Source organism: Tenacibaculum finnmarkense genomovar ulcerans, assembly GCF_900239495.1.
GTDB classification, from domain to species: Bacteria; Bacteroidota; Bacteroidia; order Flavobacteriales; family Flavobacteriaceae; genus Polaribacter; species Polaribacter ulcerans.
Map to the genome: position 1 here is coordinate 152,012 of NZ_OENE01000003.1, position 18,244 is coordinate 170,255.

The 18,244-nt window shown below is 31.6% G+C and carries 15 protein-coding genes; 13 read left to right on the forward strand and 2 right to left on the reverse strand.

Features of this window, described 5'->3' with window-relative positions; all coding sequences use genetic code 11:
• The first annotated feature begins 23 nt into the window (after nt 1-23).
• The 3 genes from DPIF8902391_RS00675 (at nt 24) to DPIF8902391_RS00685 (ending at nt 2,866) form a co-directional block, all read left to right on the forward strand.
• Nucleotides 24-746: a polyprenol monophosphomannose synthase gene (locus DPIF8902391_RS00675; protein ID WP_058884107.1), complete on the forward strand. Its 723-nt coding sequence runs from the start codon at nt 24-26 to the stop codon at nt 744-746.
• Nucleotides 747-762: 16 nt separating this feature from the next.
• A complete protein-coding gene (locus DPIF8902391_RS00680) occupies nt 763-2,103 on the forward strand; it encodes a dihydroorotase (protein ID WP_101902091.1) in 1,341 nt (446 codons plus the stop codon).
• Between the two features lie 277 nt (nt 2,104-2,380).
• Nucleotides 2,381-2,866: a DUF4296 domain-containing protein gene (locus DPIF8902391_RS00685; protein WP_172504750.1), complete on the forward strand. Its 486-nt coding sequence runs from the start codon at nt 2,381-2,383 to the stop codon at nt 2,864-2,866.
• Nucleotides 2,867-2,868: 2 nt separating this feature from the next.
• Here the strand turns inward: DPIF8902391_RS00685 and DPIF8902391_RS00690 are convergent, their stop codons facing one another.
• On the reverse strand, nt 2,869-3,873 hold the full coding sequence (locus DPIF8902391_RS00690) for an NAD-dependent epimerase/dehydratase family protein (protein WP_172504751.1): 1,005 nt from the start codon (nt 3,871-3,873) through the stop codon (nt 2,869-2,871).
• Nucleotides 3,874-3,968: 95 nt separating this feature from the next.
• Nucleotides 3,969-5,048, reverse strand: a complete 1,080-nt coding sequence (locus tag DPIF8902391_RS00695) for a hypothetical protein (protein ID WP_058884112.1) — start codon at nt 5,046-5,048, stop codon at nt 3,969-3,971.
• Between the two features lie 161 nt (nt 5,049-5,209).
• On the opposite strand from DPIF8902391_RS00695, the gene tyrS reads away from it, so the two are divergent.
• From tyrS to DPIF8902391_RS00745, 10 genes are all read left to right on the forward strand, one after another.
• Complete coding sequence (tyrS, locus tag DPIF8902391_RS00700; protein ID WP_058884113.1) at nt 5,210-6,511, forward strand: tyrosine--tRNA ligase; 1,302 nt, start codon at nt 5,210-5,212, stop codon at nt 6,509-6,511.
• Between the two features lie 49 nt (nt 6,512-6,560).
• Nucleotides 6,561-6,716 (forward strand): hypothetical protein, encoded by a 156-nt coding sequence (locus tag DPIF8902391_RS00705; protein ID WP_172504752.1) that lies wholly within the window; start codon nt 6,561-6,563, stop codon nt 6,714-6,716.
• A 195-nt stretch (nt 6,717-6,911) separates the two neighbouring features.
• Nucleotides 6,912-7,250 carry a hypothetical protein gene (locus DPIF8902391_RS00710; protein ID WP_101914452.1) on the forward strand — a complete coding sequence of 113 codons (339 nt, stop codon included), beginning with the start codon at nt 6,912-6,914 and terminating at the stop codon, nt 7,248-7,250.
• 109 nt (nt 7,251-7,359) lie between these two features.
• Nucleotides 7,360-8,160 (forward strand): MbnP family protein, encoded by an 801-nt coding sequence (locus tag DPIF8902391_RS00715; protein WP_172504753.1) that lies wholly within the window; start codon nt 7,360-7,362, stop codon nt 8,158-8,160.
• A 74-nt stretch (nt 8,161-8,234) separates the two neighbouring features.
• On the forward strand, nt 8,235-9,269 hold the full coding sequence (locus DPIF8902391_RS00720) for a cytochrome-c peroxidase (RefSeq protein ID WP_172504754.1): 1,035 nt from the start codon (nt 8,235-8,237) through the stop codon (nt 9,267-9,269).
• The gene (locus tag DPIF8902391_RS00725; protein ID WP_172504755.1) at nt 9,250-10,227 is read left to right on the forward strand and encodes a transporter; all 978 of its coding nucleotides are present in this window, start codon (nt 9,250-9,252) and stop codon (nt 10,225-10,227) included. Before DPIF8902391_RS00720 ends, DPIF8902391_RS00725 begins: the two co-directional genes overlap by 20 nt.
• A gap of 25 nt (nt 10,228-10,252) precedes the next feature.
• Nucleotides 10,253-12,652 carry a TonB-dependent receptor gene (locus DPIF8902391_RS00730; RefSeq protein WP_172504756.1) on the forward strand — a complete coding sequence of 800 codons (2,400 nt, stop codon included), beginning with the start codon at nt 10,253-10,255 and terminating at the stop codon, nt 12,650-12,652.
• Nucleotides 12,653-12,738: 86 nt separating this feature from the next.
• Nucleotides 12,739-13,998, forward strand: coding sequence for a PepSY-associated TM helix domain-containing protein (locus tag DPIF8902391_RS00735; protein WP_172504757.1), 1,260 nt, complete (start codon nt 12,739-12,741; stop codon nt 13,996-13,998).
• Between the two features lie 114 nt (nt 13,999-14,112).
• Nucleotides 14,113-14,655 carry a DUF2911 domain-containing protein gene (locus DPIF8902391_RS00740; RefSeq protein WP_058884120.1) on the forward strand — a complete coding sequence of 181 codons (543 nt, stop codon included), beginning with the start codon at nt 14,113-14,115 and terminating at the stop codon, nt 14,653-14,655.
• Nucleotides 14,656-14,822: 167 nt separating this feature from the next.
• Complete coding sequence (locus tag DPIF8902391_RS00745) at nt 14,823-18,140, forward strand: leucine--tRNA ligase (RefSeq protein ID WP_172504758.1); 3,318 nt, start codon at nt 14,823-14,825, stop codon at nt 18,138-18,140.
• Nucleotides 18,141-18,244: the final 104 nt, after the last annotated feature.

The window sequence follows — 18,244 nt, forward strand, 5'->3', positions numbered from 1 at the left end:
GCTTAGTTTTAGATGAAAATTACATGAAATCAGACGCTTTAGTTATAATACCTACTTATAACGAAAAAGAAAACATAGCGGCAATAATACAAGCAACTTTTAGTCAAGAAAAAGAGTTTGATATTTTAGTTGTTGATGACAATTCACCCGATGGCACTGCTAATATCGTAGCGAATTTACAAAAAGAATATCCGAACAGGCTTTATATTGAAAAAAGAACCGGAAAAAATGGATTAGGAACTGCTTATATTCATGGTTTTAAATGGGCAATTGCCAAAAAATATGATTTTATCATTGAAATGGATGCCGATTTTTCACACAATCCTGCCGATTTAATTAAATTATACAATGCCTGTGCTATTGACGGAGCTGATGTTTCTGTCGGATCTCGATATTCGGTAGGTGTAAACGTGGTTAATTGGCCAATGAAACGAGTTTTATTATCGTATTGTGCCTCCAAATATGTGCGTTTTATAACCCGAATCCCAGTGCACGATACCACTGCAGGTTTTGTATGTTGGAAACGAAAAGTTTTAGAAACAATTCGCTTTGATAAAATTAAATTTATCGGATATGCTTTTCAAATTGAAATGAAATTTAAAGCATGGAAGCATAAATTTACCATTAAAGAAGTATCGGTTATTTTTACAGATAGAGTTTTAGGAACTTCAAAATTAAGTTCTGGAATTATTAAAGAGGCCGTATTTGGAGTGATAAAAATGACATTAAAAGGCTTACCAAAATAACAACACAACTACAACTATGAAATCATACTTAATTAAAAATGCAAAAATCGTTAATGAAAACAAGGTTTTTAAAGGTGATGTTTTAATCGAAGGAAATTATATCAAAGAAATTTCAACTCAAATAAATACAACTTCAGCTATTCAAGTGATCGATGCTCAGGGGAAGTATTTAATTCCTGGAATGATTGATGACCAAGTGCATTTTCGTGAACCAGGTTTAACCCATAAAGCAAATATTGGTACCGAAAGTAAAGCCGCTATTGCTGGTGGAATTACCTCATTTATTGAAATGCCAAACACGGTTCCGCAAGCAACAACGCAAGAATTATTAGAAAGTAAATTTCAAAGAGCTGCTGAAACATCGTATGCAAACTATTCGTTTATGTTTGGTGGAACAAACGATAATTTAGACGAATTATTAAAAACAAATCCTAAAAATGTAGCGGGAATTAAGTTGTTTTTAGGTTCATCAACAGGAAATATGTTGGTTGATAATGAAGAAACTTTAGAAAAAATATTCTCTTCTACCGATATGCTAATTTCGGTTCATTGTGAAGATGAAGCAACAATCAGAAAAAATACAGCAGAATATGTGGCTAAATATGGCGATGATATTCCATTAAAATATCACCCAATTATCAGAAGTGAACAGGCGTGTTATTTATCTTCATCAAAAGCCATCGAATTAGCTAAAAAAACAGGAGCAAGGTTGCATGTTTTTCATTTATCAACAGCAAAAGAAACGCATCTTTTTAGAAACGATATTCCGTTAGAAGAAAAGAAAATTACCGCCGAAGTTTGTGTGCATCATTTATGGTTTACCGACAAAGACTATGACCAAAAAGGAACACATATTAAATGGAATCCTGCGGTAAAAACCCAAGCAGATAAAGATGAATTATGGAAGGCTTTATTAGATGATAGAATCGATGTAATTGCTACCGATCATGCACCACATACTTTAGAAGAAAAAGACAATGTGTACACCAAAGCGCCAAGTGGAGGACCATTAGTACAGCATGCTGTTACAGCAATTTTTGAAAAAGTAAAAGAAGGTGTTTTACCAATTGAAAAAGCGGTTGAAAAAATGTGTCATAACCCTGCGAAATTATTTAGAGTAGAAAAACGTGGGTTTATAAAAGAAGGTTATTTTGCCGATATAGTTTTGGTAGATACCAATCAAAAATGGACGGTTTCGAAAGATAATATTTTATATAAATGCGGTTGGGCTCCTTTTGAAGGGACTGAGTTTTCAAGTAAAATTACCCATACTTTTGTAAACGGTAATTTAATGTATGAAAATGGTGTTTTTGATGAAAATATCAAAGGAAAACGTTTAGAATTTAAACTTTTATAAAAGATAAACAAGAGAAATATGAACAATGATTTTTTATCTTATTGGGAAGAAAAACGCAAAAATAAAATAAGGTTTCTTTTATTAAATAATTTTAAAGTTTCTTTATTTTTAGTGGTACTACCTATTTTATTTGCGCTAAGCGATAACGCTTTTTTGGTGGATCAAAATTTAATAATGCCTTTATTTAAAAATATAGTATTTTTTATGATACTATGTATTGTTTTAAATTTTTATCAGTTTAAAACCAATGAAGGCTTATTTAAAAAATCATTAAAAAATGAAAAATAAGATACTACTTGTTTGTGTTTTAATTTTAGCGTCTTGTAGTACAAGTAATACGATGTATGAAAAGCCTAAAAACCTGATTCCAAAAGATTCTATGGTTGCTTTATTAACCGATATGTATATTGTATCGTCGGCTAAAAATATAAAGAACAAGTTTTTAAAGCGCGATGAAAATTATATGTATTATGTTTATCAAAAATATAGTATTGACAGCACTCGTTTTAATCAAAGTAACGTATATTATACCTCTAAGCCAGAGGAATATACCGATTTACTGAAAATAGTAAAGTCGAATATAGATTCATTGGCCTCTTTTTATATGGAAAAAAGAAAAATAAAAGATTCTTTAGCTAAAAAAGAGTTGATACCTTTCGATAAAAAGTTAAGAAAAGGTTCTAAAAATTTATCAATAGAAAAAAGACCCGAAAAAAGGCCTGAAAAAAGACCTCAAAGAAAGCCTTATTTGATTGAAAAATAAAATTAAAACGTCTTGCTTATTTTAGCAATTTGCGAATTAATTAGTTCAAATTTAAAGGCTAGTGCTTTTTCTATTTTAGAAGAAGAATAGTAGGATATATTATGAGAAGCCCGCGCTGTATTTTTAGTTAGCAAGGGCTTCTTTTTTGTTAGTAACGATACCAAGAAACTAACCCGCCAAGCCAATGCGCTTAGGGTTTTAGATACTTTTATTGCAGGATGTTTTTTATGTAAGTTATCGGCAATTGTATCTAAAATTTCTTTAAACGATTTGTTTTCTGAAACCAAAATAAAACGCTCGTTTTTAATATTTTTATTATCTGATTTCATTAATAAAAGCATGGCTTTTACTACGTCTTGCACGCCTACAAAACCTGTAATTCCTTGGGTGTAAAAATTAAAACCATTGTTTATTTGGGTAAATAATTTACCAGATCCTTCTTGCCAAAAACCGCTTCCTAAAATAACGCCTGGGTTTACAATAACAACCTCTAAACCTTCTTGACTGCCTCGCCAAACTTCCATTTCTGCGCCATATTTTGTAATGGCATATCCGCTGTGCGTATCGCTATCTGACCATTCATTTTCTTCATCGATTGGTTTGGAATTTATGGCATTTCCAACGGCAGCGATTGAGCTTACAAAACAAAACTTTTTAACCTTATTTTCAATAGAAAAATTAACAATATTTGCGGTTCCTTCAATATTTACTTGACGCATTTTTTGGTAATCTTTCGGATTAAAAGAAACCAATGCGGCACAATGATATACTTGGGTAATGTCTTTAAAAACAGGTTCTAAAGAAGGGATATCTGTAATATCAGCTTGAATCCATTGTATTTTAGAAAAAAGATGTTCAACATTATCAGTATAAAAAGAAAATATTTTTTTTACATGTTCTCGTTTTTCATCGGTTCTATAAATTGCCCGAATCTTATCCTCTTTTTGAGTTAGATGATATAATAAATGTGCGCCTACTAAGCCTGTTCCTCCTGTAACTAAAATCATGATTCAAAGATAAATGTTTTAACCAAAAAAAGAGGTCGAAATATCGACCTCTTTTAAATTATTTAGTGTAACTATTAAAGTATAATTATTGAAAATTATAATTTGATATATTCAACATTTTGAATTTTTACATCAAAATATATTTTACCTGAATTTCCATAAGTTCCTGCTATTTTGGTAACTTTAATTAATCCTTTAGCACCATTTTTATCTTCAAATTCTAAAACATCTCCTGCGGTTAACTCGTTAACTCTTTGAGATTTTGGAGTAGCAATAGCTTCTAATTCAGTAGCAGTTACCGTATCAAAATCTTTTGTAGATTTAGCGATGTAAAAGTTATTTAAAGGTTCTTGAGTGATATTTATATTAGCTTTATCAGCAATATCAACAATATTTGTAGGAAAATCTGAAGCAGATGCAAAAGAAGCTTTATGAGTAGCTCCATAATAATAACCAAAATCCCAAAAAGAAGCAGTTTCTAATCCTGCGTTAATTGCATAAGTATCTCCGTTATATACTGAGATAAAAGATTTAGAAGAACCATCCGCTAAAGGAGCGGCTAAAATAACTGCTGAAAATTGTTTTATAGTAGCAGCTGTTGCAGTTGCTTTTCCTGCTTTAATTGTAATGGTTCCATAAGCGTTTTCATCACCATAAGCATTTCTTTTAGATACATCTCTAAAATCTCCTTTACTCGTTGTTCCTAAAGCAGCAAGACGGGTTGTCCATAATTTATATACAACAACACCATCGGTACTTGTTGGAGCTTCAAAAGGAATACTATAGGTAAATTCTGTCCCTTCTTTACTTCCTAAGTTGATTGAACCATCACCATAAGTTTTAACGGCTGCGGCAATAGTTGATAAATCATAAGCGACAGCTCCTTGCTCGCTTCCATATACATTTTTAGTAATATATAAACGTTTCATTTTCTTTTCAGCGCCTGAAAATTTTACAATAACATCTAAAGTAGTGCTAGCTTCGGCTGTTAATTCTAATGTTGGGTAATAAGCAGAAGCATCAACAACTAATTGTTTTGGCGTATCAGGAGTTACAACCACAGGTTCATCAGGGTCTATTGCAAGCCCATTTTGCTCCTCTCCACAGCTTGTAAATGTCGTTCCGATTAAAAATGCACTACAGGCGATAAATAATGGTTTCAATAAATTTTTCATTCTTTTTTTTGTTTAAATTATTTTTGATAAAACTATATATTCTTTTTCAAAATATATGCCAAAGAGCTTTATATTTGTGTTAAAACATAAATACTTCTAAATAGTAGAAACATTTTGTGTTTTAAAGTCACATTTTTAGCAAATTTTAACAAAGTAATAAAATGAATAACTTAGTAGAAGAATTACGTTGGCGTGGAATGATTCACGACATGATGCCAGGAACTGAAGAGCAATTACTAAAAGAAATGACGGCAGCATATATTGGTTTTGACCCAACTTCTGATTCGTTACATATTGGAAGTTTAGTACCTATTATATTACTTGTTCATTTAGAAAAAGCAGGGCATAAACCCGTAGCTTTAGTAGGTGGCGCAACAGGAATGATTGGTGATCCGTCAGGAAAATCAGACGAACGTAATTTATTAAACGAAGAAGCATTAGCCAAAAATGTAGCAGGAATTCAACGAACTTTAGCACGTTTTTTAAATTTTGAAAGCACTGCTAAAAACGCTCCTTTATTAGTAAATAATTATGATTGGATGAAAGATTTTTCCTTCATCGAATTTGCTAGAGATGTAGGGAAACGAATTACGGTAAACTACATGATGGGAAAAGAATCTGTTAAAAAAAGAATTTCAGGTGATACTACCGGAGGGATGAGTTTTACCGAATTTACCTACCAATTAATTCAGGGATACGATTTTTATCATTTATATAAAAACCACAACTGTTTATTACAAATGGGAGGTTCTGACCAATGGGGAAACATTACTACAGGAACAGAATTAGTTCGTAGAATGAACGTTGGGCAAGAGGCAAAAGCCTACGCAATGACCTGCCCATTAATTACCAAAGCTGATGGTTCAAAATTTGGGAAATCAGAAGGCGGAAATGTATGGTTAGATGCCGATAAAACATCGGTATATAAATTTTACCAGTTTTGGTTAAATACTTCGGATGAAGATGCGGCTAAATATATTAAGATATTTACATTTTTAGATCAGCAAACTATTGCCGATTTAATTGAAAAACATCAAGAAGTACCACACGAAAGAGCGCTTCAAAAAACATTGGCAAACGCAGTTACTACTTTTGTACATTCGCAAGAAGAATTAGAAAAAGCCATTGCAGCTTCTAATATTTTATTTGGAAAATCAACAGCGGATGATTTAAAAAGTTTAGATGAACAAACTTTTTTAGATGTGTTTGATGGTGTGCCACAAGCCGAAGTTTCTAAAGATGATATTCAAGCAGGTTTATCAATGATTGATGCTTTATCAGGAAAAACAAGCTTTTTAAAATCGAACGGAGATGCTAAAAGAGCTTTAAAAGAAAATGCTGTTTCGGTAAATAAAGAAAAGGTAAAAGAAGATTTTTTAATTACATCAAAAGATTTAATAGCCGATAAATACGTGTTATTACAACGTGGAAAAAAGAGCTATTTTTTATTAAAAGTTCTTTAATTAAGAAGCAATTTTTATATCAAAAGTTAAAGGGCATCGCTTACAGTTGATGCCTTTTTTTTGGTACTTATTACAACACCTAGTTTTAGGTTTTATACAACTAGAAGAGCAAATACTACTACAAGAAGTTGTTGTAAGTGCTTTTGCTACCACTTTTGGCTGTATTGGAATAATCGGAGTTAATTTCTTAACATCCTTATTTTGAGTGTAAAATATAATCATTTTGCTGTAATTTCGCTGCAAATGTAATAATTATTTAGAACAAATAAAAATAATATTATATTCTCTAAAAAATGTAGTAAAAAAAATACTTAAACTATATTTGCTCTTTCTATTTTAAAAACACGTTTTGTTACAAAAGTTAAGTATCTATTTTTTTATTTTATTGTATCTGGTAGCTATGTTGCGCCCAGTGGCTCCGTTTGTGGAGTATGCAATAAATTATGATTATATTTCTAAAGTTTTGTGTATTAATAAAGACAAGCCTGAACTTGCATGTAATGGTAAATGTCAATTAATGTTAAAAATAGAACAGCAGCAGCAAGACGATTTTGAATCTCTTCAAATTGTTCTTAAAGATTATCCGATAGGTTTTATAGAATTGGTTAATTTACCAAAAAACACTTTAACAGCTTATCATAAAAAAGCATTATTTACTTACAATCAAACATATTCTTATCTGTTTGAAAATGCTACATTTCATCCACCCAACACTTCTTTTTTATATCGGTTAGCCTAATTTATACTTGTGTTTTTAACATAGGTTTTATAGGCTGTTTATTAAATTTTTTTAAAACATAATTTTCTGATGACTTAAAAAAGTTCATCAGAATGTAAACACGTATAAAATGAATAAAATTTTAAGTTTAGTTGCAGCAGCAACACTATTAGTATCTGTATCATGTAGTAATAATGATGATGAATTAGCATTAAAAGGAAAAAACGATATTTCAGTTGAATTTGACCATGCAATGGCCGACGGCGATTTTATATTAGGAACTACCTATACTTTAAATGATGAAAAAATAACCCCTGATGCTTTAGATTATATTGTAGGGAATTTTACATTAACTAACGAAGAAGGAAAAGAAGTAGCAGTACCAGGTTTTTATATTATTAGTGAAGGAGGCGGTACAAAAGTGAAAAATTTAAAAGTTGATTTAAAAGATGTTCCTGCTGGGAAATACACCAAAATGAAATTTGGAATCGGTGTTGATAAAAAAACATATTTAAACCACGAAGAAACGTATAAAACAGATGAATCAGGTGACAATATCGACCTTTGGGTAGCTGCAAGAAAATACGGTTTAACTTGGAGCTGGACAGCAGGTTATAAAAATTTAGCCTTTGAAGGTTCTTTTACTTCTCAAACGAATAAAGAAGAAACAGGCTATGCTGTACACCTTGCAAACACTGTTTTATATCAAGAAATAACCTTAGCAATTGAACATGTTGCGGTATCTGAAGAAAATGCACCTCAAATACATTTAAAAGTAGATGTTTCTAAAACTTTAGCAGGAAAAAACACTATAAAATTATCAGAACAAAGTAGTATTATGGGCGGTGTAAAAGCAGGGAAGATATTTGACAATTTATTAGACCATATGTTTACTGTAGATCACGTACATAATTCAGGAGCACACCATTAATTAGCGCCTTGTAAAATATAGATTTATCAACCTCATCGGCTTTAAAAAAACGATGAGGTTTCTAAAATGTTTTTATGAAAAAAACACTGTTTTTTTTTAGTTTCTTATTGATGTTATCGTGTAAAGAAGCAGAAGCACCTTATGTGAAAATTCCATTAGTTTTTGAAAAACCTGCTAATTTCCCCGACTTAGCATATAATTTAGAAGCCAATCCGCCAACCGAAAAAGGTTTTGAATTGGGTAAAAAGCTATTTTATGAAGGTAAATTATCTTCGGATGGAACTATTTCATGTGGTTTTTGTCATCTGCAAGCAAATGCGTTTACACATCATGGGCATCAATTTAGCCATGGTATTGATGATCAGCAAGGGGTTCGAAATACGCCACCTATTCAAAATGCCGCTTTTTTAAAGCAGTTTATGGCAGATGGCGCTACCGATAACCTTAATCGTTTTTCGATATTACCAATAACAAATCCTGTTGAAATGAATGAAACAATAGGAGGCGTTTTAGATAAATTAAAAGCCGATAATGAATATCAGAAATTATTTGAACAGGCTTTTGATGATGGTGAAATTAACATGTCAAACATGCTTAAAGCCTTATCTCAGTTTATGATGATGCTAGTTTCTTCAAATTCTAAATATGATAAATATGTGCGAAATGAAGAAGGTGGAAATTTTACAGCTCAAGAAAAACAAGGATTAGCAAGCTTTAAAGAAAAGTGTGCTTCTTGTCATCAAACAGATTTATTTACAGACGATTCTTTTCGAAATAATGGTTTGGCGGAACATCCGATACTTAAAGATTTAGGAAGGGCTAAGGTTACTTTAGATGAAAAAGACAATTTTAAGTTTAAAGTGCCAAGTTTACGAAACATCGCCTTAACAAAACCATATATGCACGACGGGCGTTTTTATACCCTAAAAAGAGTGCTTGATTTTTATAGCAATGATGTTCAAAATACGCCAAATTTAGATCCTATTTTAAAACATTCAGACGGACGCTTAGGAATTGCATTATCCGAAGAAGAAAAAGAAAATATTCTTGTCTTTTTAAACACATTAACCGATTTAGAATTTATAACCGATGAACGTTTTTCAGAATAAAATTATACTAACAATAGCAGTATTAAGTATTGCAATACAAGGTTTTTCGAATACGATATTTCCAAAGTCATACAAAGCTTTTTTAGAAGAAGAATGCGATGCCTGCGGATGTAGCAATAACGGTGGAAGCCTGGGAATGGGTGGAATTATCGACAATAATTTTGTAGGAGTTCGGTATTTGTATCAACAATATGAATCGAAAGATGGAATTTTTACAGATTCGCCTAAAATTGATGAATCTTTTAATACTATTCAGCTTTGGTCAAGAATTCCTGTGGCTACAAATTTAGAATTACAGGTATTTGTGCCGTATCATGCGCATCATAGAAATTATGTCGATAAAACAACAAATATAACGGGCTTAGGCGATATTACACTGCTTTCAAATTATACGATTCTTGATAAAAAACAAGGTGATTATAACGAGAAAACTGAAAAAACATCGATGGTAAATCATGTTGTAAAAGTGGGTGTTGGTGTAAAGCTTCCTACAGGAAAATATACCCAAGAAATTAACAATTCAACAAACCCAAGTTTTCAATTAGGAACTGGTAGTGTTGATTATATGTCGAACCTACAGTATGTTTTTAAATATAATGATTTTGGTGTAACAAATTACCTAAGTTATTACTATAAAAACACGAATAATAAAAAATACCGTTTCGGGAATCAATTTAATTTTAATAGCACGCTTTTTTACGTTTTAAAAGATGCTAAAAAGAATGTATTTATTCCATCATTAGGAATTTCAGGAGAGTTTTACAATGTTAACAAACAATTTAACATGGAGGTAAAAGGTTCTGACGGACACGCCTTGTTTTCGAGTATTGGCTTGGAATATAATACCAATAAAATAACTTTTGGAGCATCAGGTATGTATCCAATAAATCAAAATTTAGCACAAGCAAAGGTGGAAGTAAAATTCCGAACAAGCTTATACTTAAACTATAACTTTTAAGTAAAATAGTTACAAAATTATAATCATGAAAAAAATAGTACTAATCCTAGTAATAGCATTTCTTATGCCTATTTCTAAGAATTTTGCACAACAAAAAAATCAACAAAATCAGCAAAAAATATATAAAAAATATCAAGGAAAAATTATTGATAAAAATAATAATCCAATAGTTGGAGCTACTATTATTTCTATAGATAATAAAAATATAGGAACCGCTTCTGATTTAAATGGAGATTTTTCTATTAAATTAACAAGCTTAAAAAATCAGAAAAATGTAAAAGTAAACATTACAAGTGTCGGCTATCAAACAAAAATGCTAACGCTTTTAAATAAGTTAAACACAATTCAATTAGTAGAAGATTTAGAAAGTTTAGAAGAAGTTATTGTTTCGGCTTCTCGTGAAGCTCAAAAACGTAAATATATTCCTGCGGCAATTGGTTTGGTTACTGAAAAAGATATTGAAGAGTCTAAGGCTTTTGGAATAGAACAGTTAGTAAATCAGGTTCCTGGGGTGTATATGAGTACTTCAATGGCGGCAAGTAACGAGCAACATATGATGGCAATTCGTACGCCAATATCAACAAAATCGTTGTTTTTATACTTGGAAGATGGCTTGCCAATCCGCCCTGTTGCAGTGTTTAATCATAATGCGTTGTTAGAAATGAACAGTACTGCTTTTGGTAGGGTTGAAGTGGTAAAAGGACCTGCATCGAGTATTTACGGAAGTGAAGCAATTGGAGGAAGTATTAATTTTATCACTAAAAATCCTAGAAAAGAATTTGGCGGTTCGTTTGCGATGGAAGCCAATACTTTGGGCTTGCAAAAAGTACAAGCAGAAGTATCTACAACGGCTTTAGACAAGCATGGTTTTTATGTGGGAGTTCATAAGGTGCGCCGTGTAAATGGTTTGCTTGAACATTCTGATTATGAGAAATTTGCTATTACCTTTAAAAATGTAAATGATTTTTCTCAAACGTTACGTTGGACAAATACCGTTTCTTTTATCGATTTTCGTTCTGATATGGGGTCAAGCTCTTTATCCGAAGAAAATTATTTGGCAGGAAAATATAAGAGTAATCATACGTTTGCTGAAAGAGAAGCAACGGCATTGCGTTTTCGTACGACTTTAGATAAAACATGGAATGACAGCAATAAAACGTCTTTTAATTTTATCTACAGAAATAATGAAATGAATCAAATTCCTTCTTACAGAATGTCAACAAGAAGTGATTTTGGTGAAATTAATTCGAATAAATTTACCAGTGCAGTAGCGTTGGTTCAACATAAATTAGATTTTAATTTTGCAGATGCTTCTTTAATTGTAGGAGGTACGGTTGATTATTCGCCACAAGATTATTATGCGAAAAAAATAAAGGTGAATTATGATAAAACTACCAAGAAATTTACTGATTATCAGCAAACAGACCTGTATAAAATGTTTTATCAGGCTGATATTTTAAATTATGCGGGGTATGCGCAGTTTGAAATTTCGCCACTAGAAAACTTAAAGGTAACTGCTGCGTTGCGTTATGATGGTTTTAACTATGATTACGATAATAAAGATGAAGGAAAATCGGGTGTGAAAGACCAAAAAGTAAGTTATAATAATGTATCTCCTAAAATAGGAATGAATTTTAATATTACCAACAATATTGGTTTTTATTCAAATTATTCAAAAGGATTTACGCCGCCACAAGTAGGGTCGTTGTTTAGAAATAGTGGTGTTGATAAGGTAGTTTATGCCTTAAAACCTGCCAATTTTGATAATTACGAAGTTGGAGGATATGTAGCTATAAATTCTGATATAAAACTAGATGTTACTGCTTACAGATTAGATGGTAAAAACAGGCTGGTTACCACTTCGGATGCTAGCGGAAATTATTTAAAGCAAAACGCAGGAAAAACGCGTTCGCAAGGAATTGAGTTAGGGGTTAATTGGAAAATTTTAAACAATTTAACTTTTGATTATAATGCAAGTTACGCTACACATAAATATCTGGAGTTTTACAAGGCTGTAAAAGATAAAAAAACAAAGGCATATTCAAAAATTGATCATTCAAATACCGATATGCCAACGGCACCAAATTACATTGCTTCGATGTCGTTAAAATATACGCCAATCGATAATTTGTTAGTAACATTTCAGCACGAACAAATAGGAGCGTATAATACGAGTCTTGAAAATGAAGCTATTATAGCAAAGGATGCTTCAGGAAATAAAATAATGGGGACAAGTACTTATGATGGGCATCAGATTTTTAATTTGAAGGCAAATTATACCTACAAAAAATTTGATGTTTGGGCACAGGGCTTAAATATTTTTGACACGTTATATTCAACAAGGGCTTCTTATAGATATGGAAGTACCAAATATGGTGTAGGTGCTCCAAGAGCATTTCATTTTGGAGTCAAGTACAATTTTTAATATCAAATTTTTAAAATAAAAAGTCTTTTTACTCCCTTTTTATTTTTTTAATAACTAAAGTAAAAAGACTTTTAAAATTTTATAAAATGAAAAATAGAAAACTAAATCAATGGCTTTGGAAATGGCATTTTATTGCAGGGCTTATTTCCTTGCCTTTTATATTGGTGCTATCTATTACTGGAGCTATTTATTTATTTAATCCAGATGTACAAAGTAAAGAGGTTGCAAAAATTCAAGACGTTGAAACTTTGCAAACAACACCAATTTCGTATCAACAACAGTGGGAGAATGCTATTAAAAAATTAAAAAAGAAACCAAATTCAATGGTTATTAATGATAATCCTCAGAAGGCTACCGAATTTGTAGTTGGAAGGTTTAGTCATAAAAAAGCCGTTTTTATAAATCAATATACAGGGGAAGCTACAGGTACTTTTTCGCCTAAAAGTACGTGGATGTATTCTATAAGAAAATTACACGGCGAATTATTAGCAGGAAAAGTAGGAACATTACTTATTGAATTAATTGCCAGTTGGATGGTGGTTTTAATTATCACAGGAATCTATATTTGGTGGCCATTTGCTAGTTTTAAAGATTTAAAAGGGCTTTTTACAATTCGATGTAATCAAGGAAAAAGAACTTTATTTAGAGATTTACACGCCGTAACTGGTTTTTGGATGTCGATTTTATTATTGCTCGTTTTAGCAGGAGGTTTACCTTGGACAGATGTTTTTGGAAGTAATTTTAAATGGGTTCAAAAAGTAACAAATACAGGATTTCCTAAAACTTGGAGCGGAAGAGGTTTAATATCCGAAGTAAAAAATAAAGAAACTATAAAGATAAAAACCTTATCAATAGATGAAATGGTTGCTATTGCAAATCAGCAAAAATTACAAGGAATTGTTAGTATTGGTTTGCCAAAATCAGCAAAAAGTACGTTTAGTGTTTCGAATAAAACATTTCCTTTAGATGCTCAGAAAAAGTTACATTTTAATCAGTATTCAGGAGAATTAATTAAAGCACATACTTGGAGTGATGTCGGGTTTTTAATGCGTGGCAGAATGTGGGTGATGGCATTTCATCAAGGGCAATTTGGTGGTTGGAATTGGTGGCTGATGTTTGGCGTTGCTATCGGTTTAACATTAATGACGGTTGCGGGTTTATTTTCGTATTTATATAGAAAACAAAAAGGAAGTTGGGGCGTTCCAAAAGTATCATCTCAATTTAAAGTTGGTAAATTAATTGTTTTTATACTTGTTTTATTAGGGGTATTGTTACCAATGTTTGGAGTGAATTTGTTGTTGATTGTATTATTTGAACAACTATCTAAAAAGGTAAAAACTGATTAAGTACGTTGTAAATTTAACAGAAGTATGGGTTATTATTAAGAAATAATTCCTGTAAAGGTTTGTAATTTTGAAAACAGCAATTATAAATTAATCAACTTGTAAAATAATTCCAACATGAAAAAAATAATCTTTGTTACAGTAGTTTTAATACTAACAGTATTATTTTCTAATCAAGTAAATGCACAAAGTTTCGCAGGATTAGATAAAAGCCCGATGGATGTAGCAGCATACCCTAGCAGTTATCGAATTTCAGATAAATTAGTAAAAGTAGTTTATAGCCGTCCGCAATTAAAAAGAAGAAGCGTTATTAAATTAGCACCCAACGATAAAGTTTGGAGAACAGGCGCTAATGAAGCTGCTGAAATCACCTTTTATAAAGATGTAAATTTTGGAGGTAAAGAAGTTAAATCAGGAACATATACGTTGTTTACCATTCCTGGAGATAAACAATGGACAGTAATTTTAAGTACCGCCAAAAATGTTTGGGGAGCTTATTCTTATAGTGAATTGGAAGATGTAGTAAGAGTATCGGCTAGTGTATCAACATCAAAAAAATCAATTGAAGCATTTTCAATTGCTTTCAACGGACAAGAAAATGATGCAACCATGTATTTAGGATGGGGAAAATTAATTGTATCTGTGCCTGTAAAAGGATAAAAAATTAACAACAATATATAGTGCATTAAATAGGTTTTTAAATCCCCCGATTTTTAAACCTATTTTTTGTTGCTCTATAGTATTATGTTTTTGTTTCGATGTATAAAAAATAAACAAAAATAGTATTTAAAATAAACGTAAATTTGTAGCTTCTTAAACGAAATACAATGCAATATAATCATCAAGATATAGAAAAAAAATGGCAACAGTTTTGGGCAGATAACCAAACATTTAAAGCCAGTAATGAATCAGAGAAACCTAAATATTATGTGTTAGATATGTTTCCTTATCCTTCAGGAGCGGGGCTACATGTTGGGCATCCTTTAGGATATATTGCATCTGATATTTATGCACGTTACAAGCGTCATAAAGGTTTTAACGTATTGCATCCGCAAGGATATGATTCTTTTGGTTTACCAGCAGAACAGTACGCAATTCAAACAGGTCAGCATCCAGCAATTACTACGGAAACTAACATTAAAACCTACCGTCGTCAGTTAGATAATATCGGTTTTTCTTTCGATTGGTCTCGTGAGGTGCAAACTTCTAGCCCTGAATATTATAAATGGACACAGTGGATTTTTATCCAATTATTTAATTCTTGGTATAATAAAGATGCTGATAAAGCTGAAGATGTTTCAACTTTAATCTCTGTATTTGAAACGCAAGGAAATGCATCTGTAAATGCTGTATCAGAAGAAGATATTGCTATTTTTTCTGCGGATGATTGGAATGCATTTTCTGATAAAGAAAAAGAAGCTGTTTTATTACAATATCGTTTAACCTATTTATCTGATACCGAAGTAAACTGGTGTCCTGAGTTAGGAACGGTATTAGCAAATGATGAAATTATAAACGGCGTATCAGAACGTGGAGCGCATCCTGTAATTCGTAAAAAAATGACACAATGGTCTATGCGAATTTCAGCATATTCACAACGTTTATTAGACGGATTAGAAAACATCGATTGGCCACAACCTTTAAAAGATAGCCAAACAAATTGGATTGGAAGAAGCCAAGGAGCAATGGTAACTTTTAAAGTTGATGCTTTAGAAGTAGAAGCTGGAGTAAAATTATCATTCAAAGAATTAGAGGCATTAAAAGAAATGCGTTTAAACTTATCAAAGGCGGAAGAAGTTCTTTGGAATGAATTAAAAAATAAAAAAGGAGCATCAAAATTTAGAAAAAAATATACCATCGGTACGTTTTTAGTAGATTATGTATGTTTAGCAAAAAATATTGTTGTTGAATTTTCTGGTAAAGAAGATGAAGCAGCAAGAACTACGTATTTTGCAAATGAAGGACTTCATATCGTTCGCTTTACAAATGAAGAAGTATTAGAAAATGTTTTAGGTGTTGTATCTAAAATTAATAATACCATTCAATTTGCAAAACCTCTTGAAAAATCAACAGTTGAGGTAGTTGAAACAGCAGTACAAAACGATTATGTAATAGACGTTTTTACCACAAGACCTGATACTATTTACGGAGTATCTTTTATGACACTAGCTCCAGAACATGAGTTGGTAACTAAAATTACAAGTGAATCTCAAAAGAAAGCTGTTTATGCGTATATAAAAGCAACAGCAAAGCGTTCTGAAAGAGATAGAATGGCAGATGTAAAAACTATTTCAGGAGTATTTACAGGAGCCTATGCTTTACACCCATTTACAGGAAAACAAATTCCTATTTGGATTGGTGATTACGTATTAGCAAACTACGGAACAGGTGCAGTAATGGCAGTTCCTTGTGGTGACCAACGTGATTATGATTTTGCAAAAAACTTCGGATTAGCAATTCCTAATATTTTTGCTGATGTTGATATTTCTGAAGCTGCACATGCAGATAAAGAAGGAACTAAAATTGCAAATTCTGATTTCTTAGATGGTTTATCATATAAAAAAGCCATGAAATTAGCTATCTATGAAATGGAGAAGCAAGGTTTCGGTTTTGGAAAAATAAACTACCGTTTACGTGATGCTGTATTTAGTCGTCAGCGTTATTGGGGAGAGCCTTTTCCTGTATATTACAAAGATGGAATGCCACAAATGATTGACGCAAAATATTTGCCAATTGTTTTACCAGAAGTTGAAAAATATTTGCCAACACAAGATGGAAAACCACCTTTAGGAAATGCTGAAGCTTGGGCTTGGGATACTGATAAAAATGAAGTAGTTGCTAATAATTTAATTAACAACGAAACTATTTTTAATCTAGAATTAAACACAATGCCAGGTTGGGCAGGAAGTTCTTGGTATTTTAACCGTTATATGGATGCTACAAATGATGGAGAATTTGTAAGCAAAGAAGCGGCTGATTACTGGAAAGAAATCGATTTATATATTGGAGGTTCTGAACATGCAACAGGACATTTATTATATGCTCGTTTTTGGCAAAAATTCTTGTTTGATAAAGGCGCTTTACCTGTTGATGAGTTTGCAAAGAAACTAATCAATCAAGGGATGATTTTAGGAACATCAGCACTTGTTTATGAAGCGTTGTTTGACGGTAAAAAACATAATTTATATGTTTCTGCTGATTATTTCCAAGGAGAAAATCAAATAGAAGATACAGAAGCTGATGATAAATTAGGTTCTCGATTACACAAGAAGTTAGTCGAAGCAGGTTTAACAGAAGAAACAGAAGCATCTTTAACGTACAGACCAATTCATATTTGTGTAAGTACTTTAGAAGGAGATATCAATGTAAATATTGATAAATTAAAAGCTTGGAGATCAGAATTTGAAACTGCTGAGTTTGTTTTTGGAAGAGATAATCAATTTGTTTGTTACAGAGAGGTTGAGAAAATGTCAAAATCTAAATACAATGTTGTAAATCCTGATTTAATTTGTGAAGAATTTGGAGCAGATGCATTACGTTTATTCGAAATGTTTTTAGGTCCTTTAGAACAAACGAAGCCTTGGAAAACTTCAGGTATTTCAGGAGTATATTCTTTCTTAAAGAAATTATGGAAATTATATGTTGGCGAACAAGGAGTTATTATAACCGAAGCTGAACCGACAAAAGAAGAATTTAAAATTTTACATAAAACCATTAAAAAAGTAGCAGAAGATATCGAGAATTTCTCTTTCAATACTTCGGTTTCTACTTTTATGATTGCGGTAAATGAGTTAACTGCTTTAAAATGTAATAAACGTGCAATTTTAGAGCCTTTATTAGCTTTAATCTCTCCATATGCACCACATATTGCTGAAGAATTATGGAGTCAATTAGGACATGAAGGTTCAATTTCTACCGTTGATTTCCCTGAATTTGATGCTTCTTATTTAGTAGAAAGTTCAAAAAACTACCCAGTTTCTTTTAACGGGAAAATGCGTTTTACTTTAGAATTAGCATTAGACTTATCGAAAGAAGAAATTGAGAAAATTGTATTAGCAGACGAGCGTACAATTGCGCAATTAAAAGGAGAAGCTCCTAAAAAGATAATTATTGTTCCTGGAAAAATAATTAATCTTGTAGGGTAATTGCCTTATAAATAAGTAACTAAATTTTTTATATAAAGCCACAAACGATTAATTGTTTGTGGCTTTATTTTTTAAGCTATTTTTGAATCATAAAAATATATAAA

Coding starts and splice junctions, on each gene's coding strand:
- DPIF8902391_RS00675 (WP_058884107.1), top strand. CDS start 24: ATGAAATCAGACGCTTTAGTTATAATACCTACTTATAACGAAAAAGAA.
- DPIF8902391_RS00680 (WP_101902091.1), top strand. CDS start 763: ATGAAATCATACTTAATTAAAAATGCAAAAATCGTTAATGAAAACAAG.
- DPIF8902391_RS00685 (WP_172504750.1), top strand. CDS start 2,381: ATGAAAAATAAGATACTACTTGTTTGTGTTTTAATTTTAGCGTCTTGT.
- DPIF8902391_RS00690 (WP_172504751.1), bottom strand. CDS start 3,873: ATGATTTTAGTTACAGGAGGAACAGGCTTAGTAGGCGCACATTTATTA.
- DPIF8902391_RS00695 (WP_058884112.1), bottom strand. CDS start 5,048: ATGAAAAATTTATTGAAACCATTATTTATCGCCTGTAGTGCATTTTTA.
- tyrS (WP_058884113.1), top strand. CDS start 5,210: ATGAATAACTTAGTAGAAGAATTACGTTGGCGTGGAATGATTCACGAC.
- DPIF8902391_RS00705 (WP_172504752.1), top strand. CDS start 6,561: ATGCCTTTTTTTTGGTACTTATTACAACACCTAGTTTTAGGTTTTATA.
- DPIF8902391_RS00710 (WP_101914452.1), top strand. CDS start 6,912: ATGTTGCGCCCAGTGGCTCCGTTTGTGGAGTATGCAATAAATTATGAT.
- DPIF8902391_RS00715 (WP_172504753.1), top strand. CDS start 7,360: ATGAATAAAATTTTAAGTTTAGTTGCAGCAGCAACACTATTAGTATCT.
- DPIF8902391_RS00720 (WP_172504754.1), top strand. CDS start 8,235: ATGAAAAAAACACTGTTTTTTTTTAGTTTCTTATTGATGTTATCGTGT.
- DPIF8902391_RS00725 (WP_172504755.1), top strand. CDS start 9,250: ATGAACGTTTTTCAGAATAAAATTATACTAACAATAGCAGTATTAAGT.
- DPIF8902391_RS00730 (WP_172504756.1), top strand. CDS start 10,253: ATGAAAAAAATAGTACTAATCCTAGTAATAGCATTTCTTATGCCTATT.
- DPIF8902391_RS00735 (WP_172504757.1), top strand. CDS start 12,739: ATGAAAAATAGAAAACTAAATCAATGGCTTTGGAAATGGCATTTTATT.
- DPIF8902391_RS00740 (WP_058884120.1), top strand. CDS start 14,113: ATGAAAAAAATAATCTTTGTTACAGTAGTTTTAATACTAACAGTATTA.
- DPIF8902391_RS00745 (WP_172504758.1), top strand. CDS start 14,823: ATGCAATATAATCATCAAGATATAGAAAAAAAATGGCAACAGTTTTGG.